At 67.2% G+C, this 20,046-nt stretch carries 21 protein-coding genes; 5 read left to right on the top strand and 16 right to left on the bottom strand.

The window, feature by feature from the left end; all coding sequences use genetic code 11:
• Positions 1–17: 17 nt before the first annotated feature.
• From ACFQGD_RS00190 to ACFQGD_RS00165, 6 genes are all read right to left on the bottom strand, one after another.
• Complete coding sequence (locus ACFQGD_RS00190; protein WP_345391881.1) at positions 18–971, bottom strand: electron transfer flavoprotein subunit alpha/FixB family protein; 954 nt, start codon at positions 969–971, stop codon at positions 18–20.
• Entirely contained in the window at positions 968–1,726 is a 759-nt protein-coding gene (locus ACFQGD_RS00185; RefSeq protein ID WP_345391878.1) for an electron transfer flavoprotein subunit beta/FixA family protein, read from the bottom strand. Before ACFQGD_RS00185 ends, ACFQGD_RS00190 begins: the two co-directional genes overlap by 4 nt.
• A 13-nt stretch (positions 1,727–1,739) precedes the next feature.
• On the bottom strand, positions 1,740–4,262 hold the full coding sequence (locus ACFQGD_RS00180) for a GcvT family protein (RefSeq protein ID WP_345391875.1): 2,523 nt from the start codon (positions 4,260–4,262) through the stop codon (positions 1,740–1,742).
• Positions 4,263–4,276: 14 nt separating this feature from the next.
• A complete protein-coding gene (locus ACFQGD_RS00175) occupies positions 4,277–5,968 on the bottom strand; it encodes a formate--tetrahydrofolate ligase (protein ID WP_345392439.1) in 1,692 nt (563 codons plus the stop codon).
• 18 nt (positions 5,969–5,986) lie between these two features.
• Positions 5,987–6,760: a methylenetetrahydrofolate reductase gene (locus ACFQGD_RS00170; RefSeq protein ID WP_390221138.1), complete on the bottom strand. Its 774-nt coding sequence runs from the start codon at positions 6,758–6,760 to the stop codon at positions 5,987–5,989.
• Positions 6,761–6,852: 92 nt separating this feature from the next.
• A complete protein-coding gene (locus tag ACFQGD_RS00165; RefSeq protein WP_345391869.1) occupies positions 6,853–8,064 on the bottom strand; it encodes a glycine cleavage T C-terminal barrel domain-containing protein in 1,212 nt (403 codons plus the stop codon).
• Between the two features lie 324 nt (positions 8,065–8,388).
• On the opposite strand from ACFQGD_RS00165, the gene ACFQGD_RS00160 reads away from it, so the two are divergent.
• Together ACFQGD_RS00160 and ACFQGD_RS00155 are read left to right on the top strand one after the other, a co-directional pair.
• Complete coding sequence (locus ACFQGD_RS00160) at positions 8,389–8,724, top strand: type II toxin-antitoxin system Phd/YefM family antitoxin (protein ID WP_345391866.1); 336 nt, start codon at positions 8,389–8,391, stop codon at positions 8,722–8,724.
• Positions 8,721–9,137, top strand: a complete 417-nt coding sequence (locus ACFQGD_RS00155; protein ID WP_345391863.1) for a type II toxin-antitoxin system VapC family toxin — start codon at positions 8,721–8,723, stop codon at positions 9,135–9,137. Before ACFQGD_RS00160 ends, ACFQGD_RS00155 begins: the two co-directional genes overlap by 4 nt.
• A gap of 56 nt (positions 9,138–9,193) precedes the next feature.
• Here the strand turns inward: ACFQGD_RS00155 and ACFQGD_RS00150 are convergent, their stop codons facing one another.
• Positions 9,194–9,505, bottom strand: a complete 312-nt coding sequence (locus ACFQGD_RS00150; protein WP_345391860.1) for a hypothetical protein — start codon at positions 9,503–9,505, stop codon at positions 9,194–9,196.
• 252 nt (positions 9,506–9,757) lie between these two features.
• On the opposite strand from ACFQGD_RS00150, the gene ACFQGD_RS00145 reads away from it, so the two are divergent.
• Positions 9,758–12,799: a DEAD/DEAH box helicase gene (locus ACFQGD_RS00145; RefSeq protein ID WP_345391857.1), complete on the top strand. Its 3,042-nt coding sequence runs from the start codon at positions 9,758–9,760 to the stop codon at positions 12,797–12,799.
• Between the two features lies 1 nt (position 12,800).
• Here the strand turns inward: ACFQGD_RS00145 and ACFQGD_RS00140 are convergent, their stop codons facing one another.
• The 7 genes from ACFQGD_RS00140 to ACFQGD_RS00110 all read right to left on the bottom strand — a co-directional run bounded on the left by ACFQGD_RS00140 (position 12,801) and on the right by ACFQGD_RS00110 (position 17,856).
• On the bottom strand, positions 12,801–13,547 hold the full coding sequence (locus ACFQGD_RS00140; RefSeq protein WP_345391854.1) for an ESX secretion-associated protein EspG: 747 nt from the start codon (positions 13,545–13,547) through the stop codon (positions 12,801–12,803).
• A 28-nt stretch (positions 13,548–13,575) separates the two neighbouring features.
• Positions 13,576–14,910 (bottom strand): hypothetical protein, encoded by a 1,335-nt coding sequence (locus ACFQGD_RS00135; RefSeq protein WP_345391851.1) that lies wholly within the window; start codon positions 14,908–14,910, stop codon positions 13,576–13,578.
• A complete protein-coding gene (locus ACFQGD_RS00130; RefSeq protein WP_345391848.1) occupies positions 14,910–15,554 on the bottom strand; it encodes a DUF3558 domain-containing protein in 645 nt (214 codons plus the stop codon). The genes ACFQGD_RS00135 and ACFQGD_RS00130 overlap by 1 nt, the downstream gene beginning before the upstream one ends.
• A 1-nt stretch (position 15,555) precedes the next feature.
• Positions 15,556–15,924 (bottom strand): hypothetical protein, encoded by a 369-nt coding sequence (locus ACFQGD_RS00125; protein WP_345391845.1) that lies wholly within the window; start codon positions 15,922–15,924, stop codon positions 15,556–15,558.
• 307 nt (positions 15,925–16,231) lie between these two features.
• The gene (locus ACFQGD_RS00120; RefSeq protein ID WP_390220998.1) at positions 16,232–16,414 is read right to left on the bottom strand and encodes a DUF3558 domain-containing protein; all 183 of its coding nucleotides are present in this window, start codon (positions 16,412–16,414) and stop codon (positions 16,232–16,234) included.
• A gap of 231 nt (positions 16,415–16,645) precedes the next feature.
• The gene (locus ACFQGD_RS00115; protein WP_345391839.1) at positions 16,646–17,617 is read right to left on the bottom strand and encodes an ERCC4 domain-containing protein; all 972 of its coding nucleotides are present in this window, start codon (positions 17,615–17,617) and stop codon (positions 16,646–16,648) included.
• A 65-nt stretch (positions 17,618–17,682) separates the two neighbouring features.
• Complete coding sequence (locus ACFQGD_RS00110; RefSeq protein ID WP_345391836.1) at positions 17,683–17,856, bottom strand: hypothetical protein; 174 nt, start codon at positions 17,854–17,856, stop codon at positions 17,683–17,685.
• A 17-nt stretch (positions 17,857–17,873) separates the two neighbouring features.
• Between ACFQGD_RS00110 and ACFQGD_RS00105 the strand changes: the two genes are divergently transcribed.
• Positions 17,874–18,524 (top strand): hypothetical protein, encoded by a 651-nt coding sequence (locus ACFQGD_RS00105; RefSeq protein ID WP_345391833.1) that lies wholly within the window; start codon positions 17,874–17,876, stop codon positions 18,522–18,524.
• On the opposite strand, the gene ACFQGD_RS00100 is transcribed toward ACFQGD_RS00105, so the two are convergent.
• Positions 18,521–18,937 (bottom strand): nitroreductase/quinone reductase family protein, encoded by a 417-nt coding sequence (locus ACFQGD_RS00100; RefSeq protein ID WP_345391829.1) that lies wholly within the window; start codon positions 18,935–18,937, stop codon positions 18,521–18,523. The two genes, ACFQGD_RS00105 and ACFQGD_RS00100, sit on opposite strands and share 4 nt — an antisense overlap.
• A 22-nt stretch (positions 18,938–18,959) precedes the next feature.
• On the bottom strand, positions 18,960–19,223 hold the full coding sequence (locus ACFQGD_RS00095) for a DUF1905 domain-containing protein (protein WP_345391826.1): 264 nt from the start codon (positions 19,221–19,223) through the stop codon (positions 18,960–18,962).
• Between the two features lie 200 nt (positions 19,224–19,423).
• Here ACFQGD_RS00095 and ACFQGD_RS00090 point away from each other — a divergent pair, with 200 nt between their 5' ends.
• A complete protein-coding gene (locus ACFQGD_RS00090; protein WP_345391823.1) occupies positions 19,424–19,879 on the top strand; it encodes an AlbA family DNA-binding domain-containing protein in 456 nt (151 codons plus the stop codon).
• Positions 19,880–20,046 lie beyond the last annotated feature (167 nt).

The following is a 20,046-nucleotide window of genomic DNA, read 5'->3' as shown; positions in this document are numbered from 1 at the left end:
AGGTCGCCCCGGACAGATCACGCTGTCGACCGGGCGCTGAGCTCCGCGATGATGGCGGGCAAAACCTCGTGGACGTCGCCGATCACGGCATAGTTCGCCCTGCGTACAAGCGGTGCTTCCGGGTCGGTGTTAATCGCCATGATCACCTTCGAGTCCATGCAACCAACCCAGTGCTGTGTCGCACCGCTGATGCCGCACGCGAGATACAGCTCGGGACTGACCTTGGTGCCGGTGAGGCCGACCTGGTCGCTGTGCGGGCGCCAGCCGTTGTTGGTCGCTACCCGCGAGCAGCCGACGACGCCGCCAAGCCGTTCCGCCAGTTCCTCGAGGACCCGGTAGCCGTCCGCGCTGCCGACGCCGCGTCCGCCGGAGACGATGACCGGCGCGGTCGCCAGCGTCATGCCGCCGCCGCGATCGGCACGTTCCACGATGCGGGCCTGCGTCGCCGTCGCCGTTAGCTCCGGGGCGAACTCGCGGACGTCACAGGACTCGACAGGCCCGGACCCGATGTCGCCGGAGACGCCTTGGGCGATGGTCAGCAGCGCGGGGCTCGCGCCATCGCCCGTGCCGACGCGCAGTTCGGCTTCCTCCAGCAGCATCCCGCCGCCGCGCACCCTGGTCAGCAGCCACGAATCACCCGTGCTGACCTCGACGCAGTTCGTCGCCAGCGGCAGCCCGGTCACCGCGGCGACGTGCGCCATAGCCTCGGTGACGGCGTCGGAGCACACGCCCACCACGCCGTCCGGTCGCAGGTGCTCGATCAGCTGGGCCAGCGCATCGCCACTGGCTGCGGGGGCACAGTCGGCCAGGTCGTCGTGCGTGATTTGGTGCAACGTCCGCACGCCGCGCTTGGCCAGGTCATCGGTGTCGAACTCCCCGAACGTCACCGCCTCGACCTGCTGCCCTAGCGACTGTGTGAACGCCAGCATGTCCAACGCGGCAGGGGAGTCGTCCAACACTGCCAGAATCATGAGACCACCCCGATCCGTTCCAGCACGTCGACCACCGCGGGAGCGGCGTCCGCGCCGTGGCCGAGCACGATCGCCTCCTCGCGGTCGTCGGACGGTTGCCGCAGCCGCACCTTGCGCAGACCACCCGGCTCCGGCGTGTACGGCACGACGTCGATGCGAGCCTTCTTGGCCTTGAGCCTGCCCGGCATGCTGGGGTAGCGCGGCAGGTTCAGGCCCTCCTTGACGGCGGCGGCAGCGGGGAGCGGCACCCGGTACACCTCGACGCCGTCGGCCACCTCGCGGCGCAGTTTCACGGCGCTGCCGTCGCTGTCGAAGTCGATGCCCTTGATGCCGCCGACGATCGGCAACCCGAGCGCGCGGGCCACCCGGATGCCGACCTGGTAGTGGCTGGCATCCGCCGACTCGGTGCCGAACAGCACCATGTCGTAGCGGGTGTCGCCGACAGCGTGGACGATCGCCGACGCGGTGGCCTGCGGGTCAAGCTCCGCCTCACCGACGTCGACCAGCACGCCCTTGTCGGCGCCCATCGCGATGGCGTAGCGCAGCTGTTCGTCGGCCTCGGCTGGCCCGACGGCCAGCACCGTCGCGCTGCCGCCGTGCGCCTTGACGATCCGCACGGCCTCCTCGACGGCGCACTCCTCGTGCGGGCCGATGGTGTGGCCGAGGTAGCGCGTGTCGATCTCGGTCGAGTCGTCGGTCAGCGGGACCTTCGCGCCCGGCGCTGGCACCCGCTTGACGCAGACAAGCACGTCCATGGCTTGCCTCCCTTCACGACTTCATGCGTGTGTCGTCCGGGTCGAACAGCGGCGTGCGGCCCACGCGGGCGACGGTGACCGGGTACTGCTCGGCCATGTACTCCACCAGCAGCCGCTCACCCTCGACGGCGTGCTCCGGCGGCAGGTAGGCCATGAGCAGGTACTTCCCGAGCGACGGCGCCGTGCCCGCGCTGGTCACGTAGGAGCCCCTGCCCTTGCGGTCGACGATCCGCTCACCGTCGCGGGCCAGGATCGGCTCGCCGCCCTGCGGGTACCGGGCGATGCCGGACGCGCTGGTGTGGTCATCCACCGTGAGCGTGCACAACGTCGCCGCGGGCCCCGACTCGCGCGCCGCGACGTAGGCCTCCTTGCCGATGAAGTCCGCCGACTTCACCTTCGGCAGCGCCAGGCCCGCCTCGACGGCGTTGTACTCGGAGTCAAGCTCGGCGCCCATCAGGCGGTAGCCCTTCTCCAGCCGTCCGGTGGTGCCGTAGACGCCGATGCCTGCCGGGACGATGCCGTGCGGCTCGCCCGCCGCCGCGATGGCGTCCCACAGGTGCTGCCCGTGCTCGAACGGCGCGTGCAGCTCCCAGCCGAGGTCACCGACGTAGGACACCCGCAACGCCATCACCGGCACTCCGTCGATGACGATCCGTTTCGCGGTGCCGAAGCCGAACGCCTCGTTGGAGACTTCGTCCGGCGTTGCCGCCGCGAGGATGTCGCGGGCTCGCGGTCCCCACAGGCCGAGCGTGCACACCGCCGAGGTGATGTCCGCGAACGCCACCGAGCCGTCGTCCGGCAGGTGGGAACGGAACCAGAACGCGTCTCGCGCGCCATCCGCGCCGCCGGTGATTACCCGGAAGTGGTCATCACCGAGCCGGACGATGGTGAGGTCGCTACGGAACCCGCCGTTCGGCGCGAGCACCGGCGTGTAGATCAGCCGCCCGACCGGCTTGTCCACCTGTGCCATCACCATGTACTGCAGGTAGTCCAGCGCACCGGGCCCCGAGACGTCGAACTGCGCGAACGCCGTCAGGTCGATCATCGCGGCCCGCTCCCGCATCGCGAGGTGCTCGGCGTTCGTGATCGGGGACCACCAGCGGGCATCCCACTCGTGCGGGCGATCCGGCACGCCGAACTCGTCGACCAACGGCCGGTTCGACTCATACCAGTGCGGCCGTTCCCAGCCGCCGACCTCGAAGAACACCGCGCCCCGCTCGACCTCGCGGGTGTAGAACGGCGACAGCCGCTGCCGCCGGTTCGACTCCCACTGCTCGCGCGGGTGCACGATGCCGTAGATCTTGTTGAAGCCCTCGTTGGCGCGTGCGACGACGTGGTGCGTCGTGCGCTGGTGCGGGTAGAACCGCGCGATGTCGGCGCCGTGCAGGTCGATCTCCGGCGTACCGGTGGTCATCCACTCCGCCATCATCCGGCCGACGCCGGGGCCTTCCTTGATCCACACCGCCGCCGCCGACCACAGCCCGCCGACCTCGGGTGACTCACCAAGGATCGGCGAGCCGTCCGGGGTCATCGAGAGCAGGCCGTTGATCGCGTGCCGCACACCCGCGCCCGGCTCGTTGAGGATCGAGCCGAACAGCTCGAGGGCGTCCTCCAGCTGCGGGTCGAAGTCGTCCTGGGTGAACGGCAGCTGCGTCGGTGACAGCGCCGCCGCCTCGATGGACGGGATCTCGTCCGGCTCGTGCAGGATCGGGCGGTGCGCGTAGGAGCCGATCTCCAGGTCGGCCCCGCTTTGCCGCTCGTACATCAGTGCGTCCATGTCGCGGACGATCGGGTAGGCGATCTCGGTGCCCGTGTCGGCGAGTTCCGGGATCGGGCCGACGTCCATCATCTGGTGCACCGCGGGTGTGAGCGGGATGTGCGCGCCAGCCATCCGGGCGATGCGCGGACTCCACACCCCGCAGGCGATGACGATCCGGTCGGTGGCGATGTCACCTTTATCGGTGTGGATAGCCGTGACCCGGCCGCGTTCGGTGGTGATGCCGGTGACTTCGGTGTTCGCCGACACCGTGAGCGCGCCGTGCCCGATGGCCTGCTCCCGCATCAGCGCGCCGGTCTGCAACGGGTCAACCACGGCGGCCGACGGCGTCCAGAACCCGGCGAGAATGATGCTCGGGTCGACGAACGGCACCAGCTGCTGCACGCGCTCCGGCGTGATCAGCTCCGATGGGATGCCCCACGCCTTCGACGACGCCAGCCGCCGCTTCAGCTCCTCGACGCGCTCCTCGTTGCGGGCGACCTCGATGCCGCCGCACGTGGTGATCGTGCCCAGCTTCTCGTACTGGCGCATCGACTCCAGCGTCAGCGCGGTGATCTCCTTGGAGTGATCTACCGGGAAGATGAAGTTCGACGCGTGCCCTGTTGAGCCGCCCGGGTCAGGCAGCGGCCCCTTGTCGAGTAGCACGATGTTGCGCCAGCCCAGCTCGGCGAGGTGATAGGCGACCGAGTTCCCGACGATCCCGGCGCCGATGATGACGACGTCCGCGCTGCTTGGCACGTTCGATGTTGCCGTGCTCATAGCGATCAACTCCTTCAGGACAGCCCCACGACCTGCCCGGTCTCGTCGATGTCGATGTGTTCGGCCGCTGGGCGCGAGGACAGCCCGGGCATGGTGCGCATGTCCCCGCAGATCGGGTAGATGAAGCCAGCGCCGACCGACGCTCTGACCTCGCGCACCGGCAGCCGCCAGCCGGTCGGCGCGCCTTTGCGGGACGGGTCGGCCGACAGCGAAAGGTGGGTCTTGGCGATGCACACCGGCAGCGAGCCGAAGCCGTTGTTCTGGTAGCTGTCGAGCTGCTTGCGTGCGGTGGCGGAGAGGTCGATGCCGTCCGCGCCGTACATGCGCCGCGCCACGACGTCGATCTTGTCCTCGAGCAGCAGGCTGTCGTCGTAGAGGTAGTGGAAGTGCGATGGCTCCTCGCATGCTTCCGCGACGACCTCAGCTAGCTCGGCAGCGCCCTTGCCGCCCTTGGCGACGTGCGAGGTCACCGCCGCGCGCACGCCCTCCGAGTTCGCGATGTCCACGATGGCCTGTTTCTCGCTCTCGTGGTCGCTGGGGAAGGCGTTGATCGCGACGACGGGCGTGATGCCGTGGGCGCGGATGTTGGCGATCTGTTTGCGCAGGTTGGCCGACCCGGCGTGGACGTCGTCGGGGCTCTCGGCGAGCATCTCGTCAGGCAACGGTCTGCCCGCGACGACCTTGTACTTGCCGGAGTGCGCCTTGAGTGAACGCACCGTCGCCACGATCACCGCCGCGTCCGGCGTGAGGCCGGACGCCCGGCACTTGATATTGAAGAAGCGCTCGGCGCCCATGTCCGCGCCGAACCCTGCCTCGGTGATGAGGTAGTCGCCGCCGTGGATGCCGATGAGGTCGGCCACGACGGACGAGTTGCCGTGCGCGATGTTGCCGAAGGGGCCACAGTGGACCAGCGCGGGTGTCTGCTCGATGGTCTGCATCAGGTTCGGCTTGATCGCCTCCCGCAACTGCACGCACATCGCTCCCGCCGCGCGCAGGTCCTCCGCCGTGACCGGGATGCCGTTGTGGTCGTAGGCGACGACGATCCTGCCTAGCCGCTTGCGGAGGTCGGGCAGCGAGTCCGCGAGCGCGAGCACCGCCATGACCTCGCTGGCCGCGGTGATGTCGAAGCCAGTCTGGCGGGGGATGCCATGCGGCTTGCCGCCGAGCCCGGTCATGATCTCGCGCAGGTCGCGGTCGTTGACGTCGAGCACCCGCCGCCATGAGATCGAGAACGGGTCGATGTCGAGCGGGTTGCCCTTGTGCAGGTGGTTGTCGAGCATCGCGGCGAGCAGGTTGTGCGCCGAACTGACGGCGTGCAGGTCGCCGGTGAGGTGCAGGTTCACCGACTCCATCGGTGCGACTTGCGAGTAGCCGCCACCTGCCGCGCCGCCTTTGATGCCGAAGGTCGGCCCCATGGACGGCTGCCGGATGGCGATGACCGCGCGGTGTCCAATGTGGCCGAAGCCCTGGCCGAGCCCGACCGTTGTCGTCGTCTTGCCCTCGCCGAGCGGGGTCGGGGTGAGCGACGAGACGACTACATAGCGGGCACGCGGGCGGTCGGCCAGCTCCTCGATCGCGTCGAGCGAGATCTTGGCGACCGAGCGGCCGTATGGCTCGATCAGGTGCTCACCGATGCCCATGTCGGCGGCGACGTCGGTGAGCGGTTTGAGCGTTGCGCTGCGGGAGATCTCGATGTCCGTTGGCATGGTTGCCATAACCCCTCCTTATGCCGCCCGCCGGTGCGTGTTGCGCACCCAGCGAGCGGTCGCCGCGACGTGGTTGAAGGTGTAGAAGTGCAGGCCAGCGAGGGTGCAGTCGCCATAAGCGACGCGGCTGGCGAGTTTGCGGACAAGGCCGTCCGGCCGGTAGCCGCCCGGTCGCAGTAGCTTGCCCGTGACCGAGGCGTTGCCGCGCGCGAACCGCAGCGAGTCGCCGACGCCGATCTTCAGCCCGACCCGCAGCAGCTTGGTGACATCGACGACCCCTGGCGCACCGACCACCACCGGCAGCGTGATGCCGCGCCGCCGCGCCTCCGCGGCGAACCGGCAGATGGCGTCCGCGTCGAAGCACAACTGCGTGACGGTGTAGGTGGCGTACTCCTGCTTGGCACGCAATGACGTCCACAGCGTGGCATCGTCGATGGTGTGGTGTCCCTCCGGATAGGACGGCACCCCGACGTCGGTGGGCAGTCTGCCCAGGTCGGCCATGCCCCGCAGCAGGGCGAGGCCGTCCGCGAAGTCGCCAGCCGGGTCGTGGTTGTCGCCGCCGACGACGAACACCTCGTCGATGCCAGCCGCGTCGAGGCGGTCGAGGACGCCGGCCAACTCGGCGCTGTCACGGAACTGCCGTGCCGCGAGGTGCGGCACGGCGCGCATCCCCTGCGCCGCCACGTCCTCGACGAGGTCGATGGTCGCGTGCAGGCCCTTGTGCGGTGATGCCGTGACCGTGACGACCGAGCCCGCCGGGAGTTGCTCGGTCGCCTCAAGGGCTCTCGGCAGCGGCAGGATTTCGTAACGCGGCGCGGCGAGCAGCGGGGCGACGGCCGCCGCGTGCGCGGCACCTTCGGGAGCGGCTGGAAGCTCATACCGCGTCAGCCCTTCGGGGTTTCCTTGCGCGGGTCGATGAAGGGCTTCTCGACAACGGTGCCGGTCCGCAGGCCGGTCGGTGTGCGCACCGTGACGGTGTTGCCCAGTTCGGTCAGCTCGATCGGCAGCATGGCGAGCCCGATGTTGCGCTCCAACCGGGGCGAGTAGCAGGCGCTAGTCACCCGGCCGACCGGTTCGGTCGAGCTGGCGTAGACGTCGAATGGCTCGATCATGGAGCCGTCGTTGTAGGTGCCGAGCGGTGGTCCGTCGATCTCGACGCCTGCCATGCGGCGGGTGATGCCTTCCGCCTTGATACGGGTCAGCGCGTCCTTGCCGATGAAGTCGGCGTCCTGGTCGAGGTCGACCATCCAGTGATAGTCGTAGCCGACTTCGAGCGGATTGGTGTCGAGCGTGATGTCGCTGCCGTAGGCGAGCATGCCGCCTTCGATCCGACGCATGTGGCACGGCCCGATCGGACGCATGCCGTGCGGCTCGCCCGCCTGCCACACCGCGTCCCACAGCCGCTCGGCGTCGCGGGAGGCGTTGTAGAGGTAGATCTCGTAGCCGATCTCGCCGGAGTAGCCGGTGCGGCTGACCACGACGTCCATGTCGTCGACGGTGAAATCGCGCAGCCGGTAGTACGGCACGTCCAGGATTTCCGCGCCGAACAGGTCGGACATGACCTGCTTCGACTTCGGTCCTTGGATCTGTAGCGGGGCGACGTCGGCCTCGCGGATCCGGACGTTCCAGCCGCCCGCGTGGGCCAGCCCCATCGCCCACAGCCCGACGTCACTGTCGGCGAGCGAGAGCCAGAACCGGTTCTCCTCGACCCGCAGCAGCACGGGGTCGTTGATGATCCCGCCGTCCGGCGCGGTGACGAACACGTACTTGCACTGGCCGACGTCGCACTTGCTGAGGTCGCGCGGTACCAGCATGTTCGTGAAATCGAAGGCGTCCGGGCCGGAGATCTCGACCTGCCGCTCCACGCCGACGTCCCACAGCGTCACACCCTGCAACAGGGCCCAGTACTCGCCGACGGGGTCACCGTAGTGGCGGGGGTGATAGGTGTGGTTGTAGACGCTGTACGCGGCGACGCCGTGGGCCCGCGACTTCCAGAAGTACGGCGACTTCCTGAGCCGCGTGTAGAGCATCACGGCTGGCTGGTCCACCGCCGTTGTCGGGTGGGCCGCTGGGTAGGGGTGTAGTACGTCTGTCATGAGGGACACCTCGCTGTTGCGCCTGGGAATCCGGAGTAGGGAGATGTGGCGGACTGGGTGGCCGGAGCCGGGTGCCGTAGCTGATGTGCGGCCCGTAGCTGACGATGCGTGTCGCGGCGCTCGTTGCGTAATGCACATCAGTTGTGTTCTACGCAACACCAGTCTGCGACTGGAGTGGTCAAGCCGTCAAGGGGAGATTGCTCGTCCGTTGGAGCGACATCGCGGGTGATGGCGCACTTAGGAGCGCTTTTCGCCAGCGCCACGCGCGGTTCGTGTTGGTGTGGTTCTTGACCATCACCAGAACGTGCTGTCTAGACTGTCTAGATGGATCGTCGATGGCCCACGCAAGACGCCAAGCAACGCCTCAGCGAACTGCTGCGGGCGGCTCGGGAGGACGGTCCGCAAGTCGTCACGAAGCACGGGGTAGACGTGGCGGTGGTGCTCGACGCCGCGGAGTACCGGCGGCTGGCGGGTCTCGACGTCGAGGTGGATCTCAAGCAGGCACTGGTGGGGGAGGCGGCTGACGGGGCTTCGGGTGACGTCGCTGGCTCGGCTTCCGGTATCGCTGTGTCCGCCACGGCGGCCGAGGTCCTGATCGACGTCGTCGCCGACCGGGAGCGGGATCAGCCACGTGATCTCGACGTGGGCGGGGCGCGATGAGCTACCTCATCGACACCGACGTCGTGGTCGAGATCCGTAAGTCCGAACCGGACCGGGGTGTCGCCGCGTGGTGGGAGCGAGTGTCAGCGCACGAGCTGTTCCTGAGCGCGGTGACGATCGGCGAGCTGCAGCGGGGCGCGGAACGCCTACGGCAGCGCGGCGATGACGCGGAGGCGAGCCGGTTGCACGACTGGCTCGGCGGGATCGTGACGCGGTTCGATGACCGGATCCTGCCGGTGACGGCGGCGGTGACCAGCGCGTGGGGACGGCAGGACAGCACGCAGCCCATCCCGGTGCTTGACGGCCTGATCGCCGCGACGGCCAGTGTCAATGGACTTGCCGTCGTCACCCGCAGGAGTGGTGACATGGCAATGGCGGGCGCACGTGTACTGAATCCGTACGCGGCTGTATAGGGCGGCGCGGCTGTCGCGGCGCGAGCGTCATTCACCGCCCGTGGTCGTGACGTTCTTCAGGCGCTGCGGGATCGCGTTGACACGGGACGTCCGGAGTTGGCCTGATCAGCCGAGGCGTTTCTGGTGAACGGCGGCTGGGACGGCCAGCTGTAGTGGTACTCCGCCGCGATCGCTTTCCGGAGGTTCACGATCAGGCGTGCGGCGTCGTTCGGTTCGAGGTACACGGTCTCGCTGTCCTCACCCACCCGGAGCGCGATGTTGAGCTTGCCGTTGGCCTGGGCGAGGCCGACGACGACGGGACACGAGCGGCCCGATGGTTCGGCGCCGTGCACGATCAATGCGGTGTGCAGTCCATGCTGTTCGGCCATGACATGCCTCCGAGTCCTGCCGAAGCGGGTTTGGGCGTTCGCAGGACGGTACGGCGAGGTTGCCGGTTCTACGAGCGCTCTTGCCTGGTCATCGCATCACCGGCCCTATGCGTTTCGCTACGTGACGAATTGATCCCAGTGCTTACTCCGCGTAGACGACCCACGGGAGTGGTACCAGCCGGTCCGTTCGGGTGCGACAGGGCGGTACCAACCTCGCGAGTGTTAAAGAGGGTTACGTGGCAAAGTTGGCGCATGGACCCGCTGGCCGACGGTATCCCCGACGCCGTCCGCACCATTCGCCTTGAGCGCACGCTCGCGGTCCTGCGCACTCGCTTTCAGCCGGGGGCATCGGTCGGCCGTGCTGCCGAACCGGTCCAATCACCCGAGGCCATCGCGCGGCGGGTCGCCGAAGCCGTACGCCGACGTATCGAGACGGAACCGGACGACGAACGGCGAAACGACCTGGTCAACCGGGTGCTCGAACTACTAGACGACGATGACGGCGGCTCAGGCTCGCTCGACCGTTTCATGGCGTTCACCGGCTTCGACTCGGGGGCGGTTCCGCGCCAGCAGCTGCCGGCGGCAGGCGATGGGGTGGCTGCCATCGGTGCGGCCGCCAGCCGGTTGCTTGCCCACAGGTCGTCGTCCGACGACGTGCTGTCCGGCGGGACCGCGTCGTCATCGCTTGCTGTCGCCTTGCGGGCTGAACTCGCCAGCGCCGATCGAGTGGACCTACTGTGCGGGTTCGTGCGCCGCGACGGTCTGTCGCTACTCGACGATGCGTTCAACGACCTACGCCAGAGGGGTGTACCGGTCCGGGTGATCACCACGGCAAGGCACGGCGCGACGGAGCGTGCGGCCATCGACCACTTGGTCGAGCGCGGCAACGCCGAGGTCCGCATCGGCTACGGCACGGAACCCGAACGGCCGCACGCCAAGGCGTGGCTGTTCCACCGCACGTCCGGGGACGACACGGCGTTCGTCGGCAGCACGAACTTGTCCCGAGCGTCGCTTGCCGAGGGCATGGAATGGACGCTGCGGCTGTCCGGCACCGCGACCCCTGAGCTGCTACGCAAGTTCCAGGCCGCGTTCGATAGCCACTGGACGTCCAGTGCGGTCGAGCGGTATGACCCCGCCCGTGATGCGCCCCGGCTCGACGCGGCTCTCGCCACTGGCGACGGCGTCCCGCCGACGATCGGGCACGCTGGACTTCAAGTCCGGCCGCTACCGCATCAGCAGGAGGCGCTCGCGGCGTTGGACGTCGAACGCGACACACACGACCGGCACCGCAATGTGGTCGTCGCAGCGGCCGGTACCGGCAAAACCGTGCTTGCCGCGCTGGATTACCGGCGGCTTCGGGAGCGACGCGAGACGAGCTTGTTGTATGTCGCGCCACGGGGTGCGTCGTTGGAGTCGGCGCTGCGGACGTTCCGCGAGGCACTTGGTGACGACAAGTTCGGCGCGATCCACATAGCGGGTAGGCGGCCGCGTCGTCGGCACCTGTTCGTCAACATCAGCGACCTCGTCGAGCACGGGATCGACGAGTTACCCGCTGGCCGTTTCGACGTCGTCGTCGTGGACGGCTTCGACCCTGGCGCGGCCCCCGGGTACGCGCGGCTGTTGGGGCATCTGCGACCCAGGGAACTGCTCGGCCTCACCGCAGCGCCGGACGACGAGGTGTTGCAGCATTTTGACGGCCGTTCGGCGTATGAGCTGTCACTGTGCGACGCGGTGGCGGCCGAGCTACTGGTGCCGGTGCGGTACTTCGGCATCGCGGACGACGTCGATGTGTCTGACGTGAACTGGAAACTCGGCACGTACGACGTCGACGCCCTCGACGCGCGCTACACCGGGAACGATGCGCGGGCGAACATCGTGCTCACCGCGCTGCGCGAGAACGTGTCCGATGTGAGCTCCATGCGGGCGGTGGGGTGGTGCGTGTCGGACGCGCACGCCGAGTACATGGCTCGCGCGGCCTGCGAATCCGGTATTCCGGCGCTGGCTGCTACCGGTGCCGGCCACGATGAGGCGGTCGCCGCGCTCCGGACGGGCGACGTTCGCCTCCTGTTCGCGTCCGACGGCGACGAGGTGGATGTTCACGGAGTCGACACCGTGCTGCTGCTGTGGCCCACCGACAACCCGGCGCGATTCCTTCGGCAGCTCGGTGTCGGCCTGCGCCGCGCGCCGGGCAAAGCCGCGCTGACGGTGCTCGACTTCATCGGTACGCAGCGCCCGGAGTTCCGATTCGACGTGCGGTACCGCGCACTGACCGGTGCGAGCCGACGTGCGTTGCGACGTCAGGTGGAACAGGGCTTTACCGCGCTGCCGTCTGGTTCCCGTGCGGTGCTCGACCCAGCCGCGCGGCGCATCGTGCTAGCCAACCTCGGCGCACCGTCGCGGCTGTCCCGGGGCCAGCTCGCCGCCGACGTCCGCTCCCACGGCGATCTACCGCTCGCCGCGTACCTGCACCAGGCCGACCGCGCGGTGTCCGACGTCTACCGCAACGGTGGCACGTGGATATCCGCTCGCCGTGCGGCCGGGTTCGTGACGCCGTCCGGAGGTCCCGACGAAGACGTCCTGCTCCGGCGGGTGGCGGCGTTCGCGCACGTCGACGACGCCGAACGCGCGGAGATGTACCGGCGTCTGGTCGACGTCGATGGTCCGCGCTATGGACAGCTGACCGAGCGGGAGCAGCGGCTGGCGCGGATGCTGCTGTTCACGGTGTGGCCGAAGCGTGGCGGGTTCGCGTCGTACCCGGCGGGGCTGGCGCATTTGCGACGGCATCGGGCAGTCTGCGCGGAGATCGCGGAGCTGATCGACGTCGCGCTAGATCGCGCGCGGCATGTGGCAGTGTCCCTCGACGCCGAACTGGCGTCGGTGCCGTTGGCCAGCCACGCTCGGTACTTGCGCGCGGAGATCCTGGCCGCGCTCGGCTACGCGACATTGCGACGTCCGCCGGGTGGCCATAACGCGGGCGCGGCGTGGTGCCCGGCGACCCGCACCGACGCGCTACTGGTGACGCCGGGCGCTGGCGAGCTGGTGAGCACTGAACTCTTTCGCTGGCGGCCGAGGCACCGGTTGTCGACGTCATCCACGACGGGCCAGCGCTACCTGCGCCACGCCGAACAGGGCAGCCACGTGGTGCTTTTCGTGCGGGAGATGTCTACCGGCGACAGCCCGGCGCCCTTCCGGTGCCTCGGTCAGGCCTCGTATGCCGAACACGGGGAGGACCCGCTGTCGATCACGTGGCGACTGCATCGCCCGATGCCATCCGAGCTGGTGGTCGAGTGGTGAACTAGCGGCCTCGCAGGGCATCCTCGAGTTGCGCGAACCGCTTGGCCAGCTCGTTGGGGCCCGCAGGGCCAAGGTTCAGCCACCCACCATCGGCGTGCACCAAGAGGCCGCGTCCGGTTTCGTTGTCGATCCAGCAACTCAGCGGGGGCTTCGTCGCGATGCGTTTACCGTGCGCCTCGTGCCGGATGGCCGCGTGCATCTCGCCGACATTGGTCCGCTCAAGATGCAGCCAACGCTGCATGTGCCGTGCGTCGGTGACGCTGGGGCCCGGTGGTGGGCGTTCGCCTTTCTCGATCGCTTCGAGGATGGTGCGGTCACAGCTCATCGAACGGATCCGCGCGGCAGGCGTTTCTGGCAGCGCGCTCGCCACTCGGATGCCGAGCTGGTCATATGGGATCGGCTCGAGGTCGACCATGCCGCCGCCCGCGATGACCAGCACGGCGTCGCGGCCGATCACCGCAGCTCGGACGGTGACATGATTGCCCTCCACCTTGGCGAGCGTGTAGTACTCGCGGGCGGCGCGTTGCATCACGACGAGCGTTTCCGCGAAATCGTCCGAGACGGCGTTGCCCGTCGTCAGACCTTGCTCGGCGAACTCGGCGAGAATCTGCCGGTCGCGCACCGCGGCGTCGTTCGGCGGATACCACAGCGCGCCCCCGATCAGCGTCGGATGCGGTTCACCGAGATTGAGCCACTGGATGGCTCTGGTGTACGCCTCCACCGAGATGGAGACAGCGTGCTTGATCACGTCGAGAATCCCCCTGTCGAGTGGCGTGCTATTCGCCGATGACCGGCGGGACGACGGTAAAGCCCGTGCTCTCGTCGACCAGCTTTTCGCCGTGCTCGTCGTACTCGACGTGCAACCCCGGGTCCATTTCCTGCTTGATGTAGTACTTGTCCTGGTGCTCGCCGTCGTCATCGCCGCCTTGGCCGCGGCCTGCGCCAGCGCCCCCCATCATGCCGCCCATGCCGCCGCGACCGGGGCCGAAGCCCGCTCCGCCCTTAGCGGCCATTCCGCCGGGTGCCGCACCCTGGCTTGGCATCGCACCAGCGGCCTTGCCGCCGCCGAGCGGTTGCCCGGCCATACCTGATGCCGAGCCCGCCGCCGCACCGCCACCGGCGACGGCACCGCCCGCCAGGCCAGGACCTGCCGCGCCGCCAGGGCCATACCCGCCGTCAGCGCCGGACCGGGGTCGCCCGGTACCGAGTCCTGACGTCGTGGTGCTGCCGGGGCGGATCAGACGGCCGTCCGGAGTGCGCACGGTGCCGTCTGGGTAGCGGATGGTGCCGTCTGGGTAACGGATCGATCCGTCCGGCAGTCGCTCCGCCCCCGGCGGGAGGCCGGTGGACGGGCCGGTCGCTGACGGGCCCGTAACGCTGCCGCCGGAGCCCGCCGGGCTGGTGCCGCCGTAATAGCCACCCGCACCAGCGGGTGACTGGACCTGCGGGGCGCTCGTGCTGTAGGAACCGCCGCCATACGCGCCACCGCCGTATCCCGATGCCGCCGTTGGCGCCGACCCCGAGCCACTGGAGCTTGGGCTCGTCGCGCCGCCACCACCGGCAACCCCGCCGGTCCGGCCCTTGTCGCCGGAGTTCACGTCGTCGCCGATCTTGATTTCCGGGAACGGCTCGTTCATCAGCCGCTGGTTCTGCTGCGAGCGGCTGTAGAATTTGTCGTATTCGTTGATGTTGTGTTGGTTATCTGCCTGCCACTGCGCGTTCTTGTCTTCTTGGCTGTCAAAGCCGGGGAGGACGCCGTACCACCCTGCTTCTTCCGGCTCCGCATCCACCGGGTGTAGCCCGTTACGCAAACTCGCGTGACTCGACGATTCGTCGTCGTAGCTGTACTGCGCGGGCTCCATGTTGGCCTTCGCGACCGTCGCGGAGACCTTCTGCAGCTCCATCATCTCGGCCTTGGCGGCCTCAGCGGCCTCGCCCTTCCACGCGTCACCGAGCGACTTGACGATCCGCGACAACTCGGTGTCGACTTCATAGTGCGATTTGTGCAGATCCCCGAATGCTTGAGCGCCATTGCCGAGTGCGTGTTCGAAGTCCGCCCTGGGGTTGACTCTGCGGTAGATCTCGTACCCGCTTATGCAGTAGGGCAGCATTACCCTTCCCCCTTCATAGTCTTCACCGCGAGGTTCGCAATCTTTTGCGCGAAAGCGCAGGGATCGTTAGTGATCTCCTTGTCCTCGTCGGTGACTTCCACACCATATGCAAGGTCGTTACGGACCCCGACCGTGATGCCGCAGATACCTCGATCGCTTTCATCCTTATATTCTGCCCGAATAGCTGGGTGTCCTGCGATGGGTCGGAGCTCCTGCCAGACCTTGTAGTCGCCCAGTTCGCGTCGCTCGTAAAGGCGACTCAAACCTTCGGTTGGTGGATCGCCGGTGATAAAGGCACCACTGAACCCAGCGAGGGTCGCGTTCGAGGGGTACCAATCGCACGTCGGGCCAGCCTCTACGTGGGGGTTCGGTTCTGCGTCGACGTCATCGAACCCGATTGACGAAAACTGCTTCGCTGATATCACTGAGCATGGATCGGATTCCCACTTTTTCGTGTTAATCGGTTGAGCGACAGCGGGGGCGCCGCTGTGCGGCAAGTCGCCGTTGGGGCTGGTCAAAGCCGAACTGTTGGCGCCCGCGTCGTCGGAAGATGCCGGTGCGCCAGCTTCGCTATCCGAACAACCCGCGAGCACTACACCGGCCACCAGTATTAGAGCAGGAAGGGTTAAACCTGTTTTAGCCATGTCAGTGCTTCATTCCCTTGTCAAATCCCCAACTCAGGTCTTCCTCGCGGTTGATATAGTCGACTCGCAGCTTCTCTAGTTTCCGGACGAAATTTTTGAGTGCCTCGACGTAATTATCGTTGAACTCGGTGTAGCGCTCGGCATGCTGTTTCGCGAATGCTACGAACTGGTCCCCCGCAGGGTGATCCGGTGGATTCAGCATTCTTTCGAAGATGTTTGCTGCGTCACGCCGCGCTCGCATGAGTTCTCGCTGGATTAAGTCGTTCGTGTCGTCGATGATGCGCTGTATCCCATCGGCATCGAACGCGATGTCCTCGACGTCACCGGCTGCGGCCGATGTGCTCGCCAGATAGCCGTCGATCCTGACCATGACAGCAGATCCCCTTTCGTCCCCATGCGTCGCGCGGCCACTGTGGCAGCTGTCAACGCTCTGTCACGGTATCCAACCGGTTAAACGGTCACAATCGAATCCGTCACATCGTCGGACGCGACCACCCACGTCTGGGTTCCATCCGACGATCAGTTGCATTCGCTAACAGCGTGATCCCGTCAAGTCTGCCATATCGGGCCGCAGCCTTGCCCGGCTCAGACGAAGATGGGGCTGGGCTAACGCTTGCGCGTGCGTCAGCGGTCGACAGTTCGGAATCAGCGGTCTCACCTGCTACGCGGTAGGAACATTAGGCTCCCCTCTTCATGGTCTTCACCGCGAGCGTTGCGAGTTTCGTGGCGACAGCACACGGGCCGTCGCCCAAGTTCTTCTCCGGGTCGGTGACACTGACGCTGTACGCGAGGTCGTCACGGAGCCCGACACCTACTAAGCATTCGCCTCGTGCCCGATCGTCGTCTTCGAGCGCCGCCACGGCGGATGGCCTTCAATGGGATCCAGTTCCTGCCACAGCTCATAGTCGTATGCGTTGTTGTTGGCGTATACCGTGCTCAATCCTTGCGGTGAGTAACTAGTTGGACTGGCTGTAATGAACGTTGCTCCCAGTAATCCTCGTCCCTCTGGATACCAGTTGCATTTGGGCCGGCCATCGCATCGTCGGACGTGGCCACCCACGATTAGGTTCAGTCCGACCGTGACCGGCATGCTAGCGGTGTGCGTCCCGCCAAGCCTGCCAGATCTCGGGCCGCAGCCTGCCCCGATCGGACACAGGCAGGCCGTGGTCCATAGCCCACGCGCGGACCTCGGCTGTCGATGGTTCGGGCGCCGCGGGCGCGTCACCGGTCTCGCTGTCGGCGGCGGGGGCGATGCGGGGGAGTGCGTCTCGTTCGGTGTACGCCCACTGCCGTGCGGCGGCGAGGTACCGGTATGTCCACTCTTCGGCGAGTTGACGGTTCTCGCAGAACACGATGGGAACCTCGCTCCAGCGCACTTGGAGCTCGGCGAGGCCGTCAGCGACGTCGGCTGGGCGCATCCGGTCGAGCTTGAAGATCTCCGAGTATCGATCTTCCACGACGACGGCGGCGCGAGGCAGCGCGGCGAGCTCTCCGAGGGCATAGCGCAGTGTGCCGTTGATCAGACTGGTCACGAGGTCGCCTAGTGACTTCCGCTCGACCGCCGCTACCAGCCGTCCGTCGACCAACGTGCCGTAGTCTCCACACGGCAGCGTTCGCTTGACGACGTTCACCTGCTGGGTGCTGAATCGGTACGCGTAGTGCTCGCGGCTATCGACGATGATCTCCAGGTCGGCGATCCCGGCCGCGCGTGCGCTCGGCGTCCGCAGGTTCGGTCGCGCCTGCTTACGGGTACGCGGTGACTGCCAGAACACGGCGTCTCGACCCCGCGCCTTGGTGAACACTAGCTGCGAGCGGTTCTCCCGGTAGCGGTCCAACACGACGTCGATCGCGGCACCTCGACGTCGACAGGACCGCAGCGGCGCGCGCTCCACGATGTCCGGGTCGTCCGGCCACTCGTCAGCCGACACCGGGTAGCAGTACAGCGCTTTGGTGCGCGGCCAGGTCCCAGACGTACGGAATACCAAGCCGCCCTCGATGGGCAGCCGCAGCAGGTAGGCCAGCCGCGAGTCCGGGTCAGGGTTGCTGGCAATCAGCAGTTCCACGGCGGCAGTGTGGCAGGACAACTCACGTGGCTCTACTCGACACGGTCTTCAGTCCGATGCGGTCCTCAGCCCGACGCCGGCTTCTCGGCCGGTGAAGCTTCAGCCAAGCGGGCGTGCAGGCGTTCGCGGATCTCCTCGGGCGTGTAGGCCCGTCGACGTCGCTCTGCCCTGGCGATCACGACCCCGGTGGCGGCGACACCGGCGATGCCCGCCAGGCCGAGTACCTTCCACCAGCGCATGTGCTTAGGCTACAACCGTGCCAGAAGCGCGGATCACGCTCGATGAGGCTGTGACCCTCACTCGGACCGGTGACGTGTGGCTGTTCCGCGGTCACACGATGGCCGACCGCGCGATCCGAGTGACGACGAACAGTCCCGTCAACCATGTCGGCATGTCCGTGGTCATCGAGGACCTGCCGCCGCTGATGTGGCACGCGGAGCTTGGCCGGTCGCTGCCGGACATATGGGCGGGTACCCGGCAGCGAGGTGCGCAACTGCACGACCTGCGCGATGCGGTCGTCGTCTGGGGTAACCGGTACGGGCAGCGGGCGTGGTTGCGTCAGCTGGACTACGACGTCACCCGGGAGATGGAGGACGCCGTACTTCGCACGATCGCGAGGCTCAACGGAACGCCGTTTCCGTCGACGGCACGGCTGGCGTCGCGGTGGTTCCGGGGTCGGATGCCGACGCGTCGCCGGCCTGCGGCCGGGGGCGGCCTGGAGACGGCCTACTGCGCTGAGATCGTCGCCGTCACCTACGAAGCCATGGGGTTACTCGCCAGCGGGCGGCGGCCGAGCTGGTACGACCCCGGACGGTTCTGGAGCGGCGACGACCTCGCCTTGGCCCTGGGCGCTCGGCTTGGCGCGGAGATCGCGGTGACGGTTCCGCCTGGTCGTGCGCCTGCTTAGTCGAGATCGATGCGAATTGTTAGCAGGTCGGTGCCGAGCGAGCGGACCGCTACGGCATTGAGCCGAGCGCTCAGCCGCAGTCGGCTGAGCTCGCGTTGGCGTTCGCGCGGGTCGTCGTCGGTGAGGATGTGCGCGGTTCCAGTACGCCACTGGCGACCGACGCGCACGCGCACCCGGGGATTCGCTTCGATGTTCCGTACGTAGGCCGAGCGACGTCCGTGCTCGGCGACGATCCAGAACACGTCACCGTCTAGGCCATCGCCGACGGGAACTCGGCGAGGTTGGCCGGACTTGCGGCCGGTTGTCTCCAGTAGCGCATAGCCCGGTAGTGGTATACCGCGCAGCAGCGCAGTGCGGATGATCGGGTTCGCGATGCGCCGTTGCACGAACGTCACCAGCTGGTACTTGTCCATCTGGGTATTGTCCCGCTGGTGCTCAACCACGGCGAATGGTCACGGTGACCGGGTCGCCTTCGTCGAGGTCGTTGGCCTTGCGGACGGCGGCCTTGATCGCGACGAAACGTGAGCCATCGCCCTTCGGCATGACCGACGTCTTCCACCGGCTCACACCGACTTCAGCGATGATCGGGATGAAGCCGTCGTGCTCGAACTCGTCGCCGATGTCGTCCGGAACGTCGACGTGGTACCAGCCGCCGAGACCGGTGAACCGCTCGATCTCGCCAGTGAAGCTCCACTGCATGGCGGCAGTATTGCGCGAAGGACCGACGTTTGACGCTGTCGTGGCACGTGCAATTGGAGAAGCATCGTCCCTGTTGCCATGTTCGGCATGGGCAAGATGAGTCTCCATCCTTGTCGCGGGGACGTCTGGGGCCTGCGACTGTTAGGAGCATGCTCACCTCGTTGGTGTGAGCATGCTAATTAGCATGCTGGAGGCTGGGCATGCTGGACGATGAGTTAGCCGAGATCGTCGACACTCTCCGATCGCTGGGTGCTGATCATGCCGACGTCGAGGCCAAACGGGCCGAGGACAGACTGCCACGCTCGGTGAGGGAGACTCTCTCGGCCTCTGCGAATGGGCGCGGCGGCGTGCTCATCCTCGGTTTGGATGAGACGTCAGGTTTCCACGCGTCCGGAGTGCGCGACGCCGCCAAGATGACAGCCGATCTGGGGGCACTCTGCTCTGAGGATGTGGAGCCGCCCCTTCGTCCAACTATCAAAACACACCGGTTTGAGGGTGCTGATCTTGTCGTTGCGGAAATCCCCGCAGTAGAACTTTCGCGCAGGCCCTGCTACTACCGTGGCGCGGGCATATTGCAAGGCAGCTACATCCGGGTTGGCTCCGGGTGTGGAAACGGACGCAGCTGGCGAAGAGACGCAACAGGCGCACCGGGCTGATCGGCGAGCACAGGTCATCGCAGCTATTGGTGAGCAGGTTCGTTCCCGATCCGAGATCACGGCAGCCACCGGGCTTGCCGACAAAACCGTTGCTCGTTGGTTGCGCATTCTTCGACAAGAGGGATCAATCGAGTTGGTTGGCGGCGCCGATCGCAGTCCACGTGCTC

The organism is Haloechinothrix salitolerans (assembly GCF_042662605.1).
GTDB lineage: Bacteria > Actinomycetota > Actinomycetes > Mycobacteriales > Pseudonocardiaceae > Haloechinothrix_A > Haloechinothrix_A salitolerans.
This window is presented reverse-complemented; position numbering and strand designations above follow the sequence as displayed.

Excerpts from the sequence above, each read along its gene's own strand:
- ACFQGD_RS00190 (WP_345391881.1), bottom strand. The coding sequence starts at position 971 with ATGATTCTGGCAGTGTTGGACGACTCCCCTGCCGCGTTGGACATGCTG.
- ACFQGD_RS00185 (WP_345391878.1), bottom strand. The coding sequence starts at position 1,726 with ATGGACGTGCTTGTCTGCGTCAAGCGGGTGCCAGCGCCGGGCGCGAAG.
- ACFQGD_RS00180 (WP_345391875.1), bottom strand. The coding sequence starts at position 4,262 with ATGAGCACGGCAACATCGAACGTGCCAAGCAGCGCGGACGTCGTCATC.
- ACFQGD_RS00175 (WP_345392439.1), bottom strand. The coding sequence starts at position 5,968 with ATGCCAACGGACATCGAGATCTCCCGCAGCGCAACGCTCAAACCGCTC.
- ACFQGD_RS00165 (WP_345391869.1), bottom strand. The coding sequence starts at position 8,064 with ATGACAGACGTACTACACCCCTACCCAGCGGCCCACCCGACAACGGCG.
- ACFQGD_RS00160 (WP_345391866.1), top strand. The coding sequence starts at position 8,389 with ATGGATCGTCGATGGCCCACGCAAGACGCCAAGCAACGCCTCAGCGAA.
- ACFQGD_RS00155 (WP_345391863.1), top strand. The coding sequence starts at position 8,721 with ATGAGCTACCTCATCGACACCGACGTCGTGGTCGAGATCCGTAAGTCC.
- ACFQGD_RS00150 (WP_345391860.1), bottom strand. The coding sequence starts at position 9,505 with ATGGCCGAACAGCATGGACTGCACACCGCATTGATCGTGCACGGCGCC.
- ACFQGD_RS00145 (WP_345391857.1), top strand. The coding sequence starts at position 9,758 with ATGGACCCGCTGGCCGACGGTATCCCCGACGCCGTCCGCACCATTCGC.
- ACFQGD_RS00135 (WP_345391851.1), bottom strand. The coding sequence starts at position 14,910 with ATGCTGCCCTACTGCATAAGCGGGTACGAGATCTACCGCAGAGTCAAC.
- ACFQGD_RS00130 (WP_345391848.1), bottom strand. The coding sequence starts at position 15,554 with ATGGCTAAAACAGGTTTAACCCTTCCTGCTCTAATACTGGTGGCCGGT.
- ACFQGD_RS00125 (WP_345391845.1), bottom strand. The coding sequence starts at position 15,924 with ATGGTCAGGATCGACGGCTATCTGGCGAGCACATCGGCCGCAGCCGGT.
- ACFQGD_RS00110 (WP_345391836.1), bottom strand. The coding sequence starts at position 17,856 with ATGCGCTGGTGGAAGGTACTCGGCCTGGCGGGCATCGCCGGTGTCGCC.
- ACFQGD_RS00100 (WP_345391829.1), bottom strand. The coding sequence starts at position 18,937 with ATGGACAAGTACCAGCTGGTGACGTTCGTGCAACGGCGCATCGCGAAC.
- ACFQGD_RS00095 (WP_345391826.1), bottom strand. The coding sequence starts at position 19,223 with ATGCAGTGGAGCTTCACTGGCGAGATCGAGCGGTTCACCGGTCTCGGC.
- ACFQGD_RS00090 (WP_345391823.1), top strand. The coding sequence starts at position 19,424 with ATGCTGGACGATGAGTTAGCCGAGATCGTCGACACTCTCCGATCGCTG.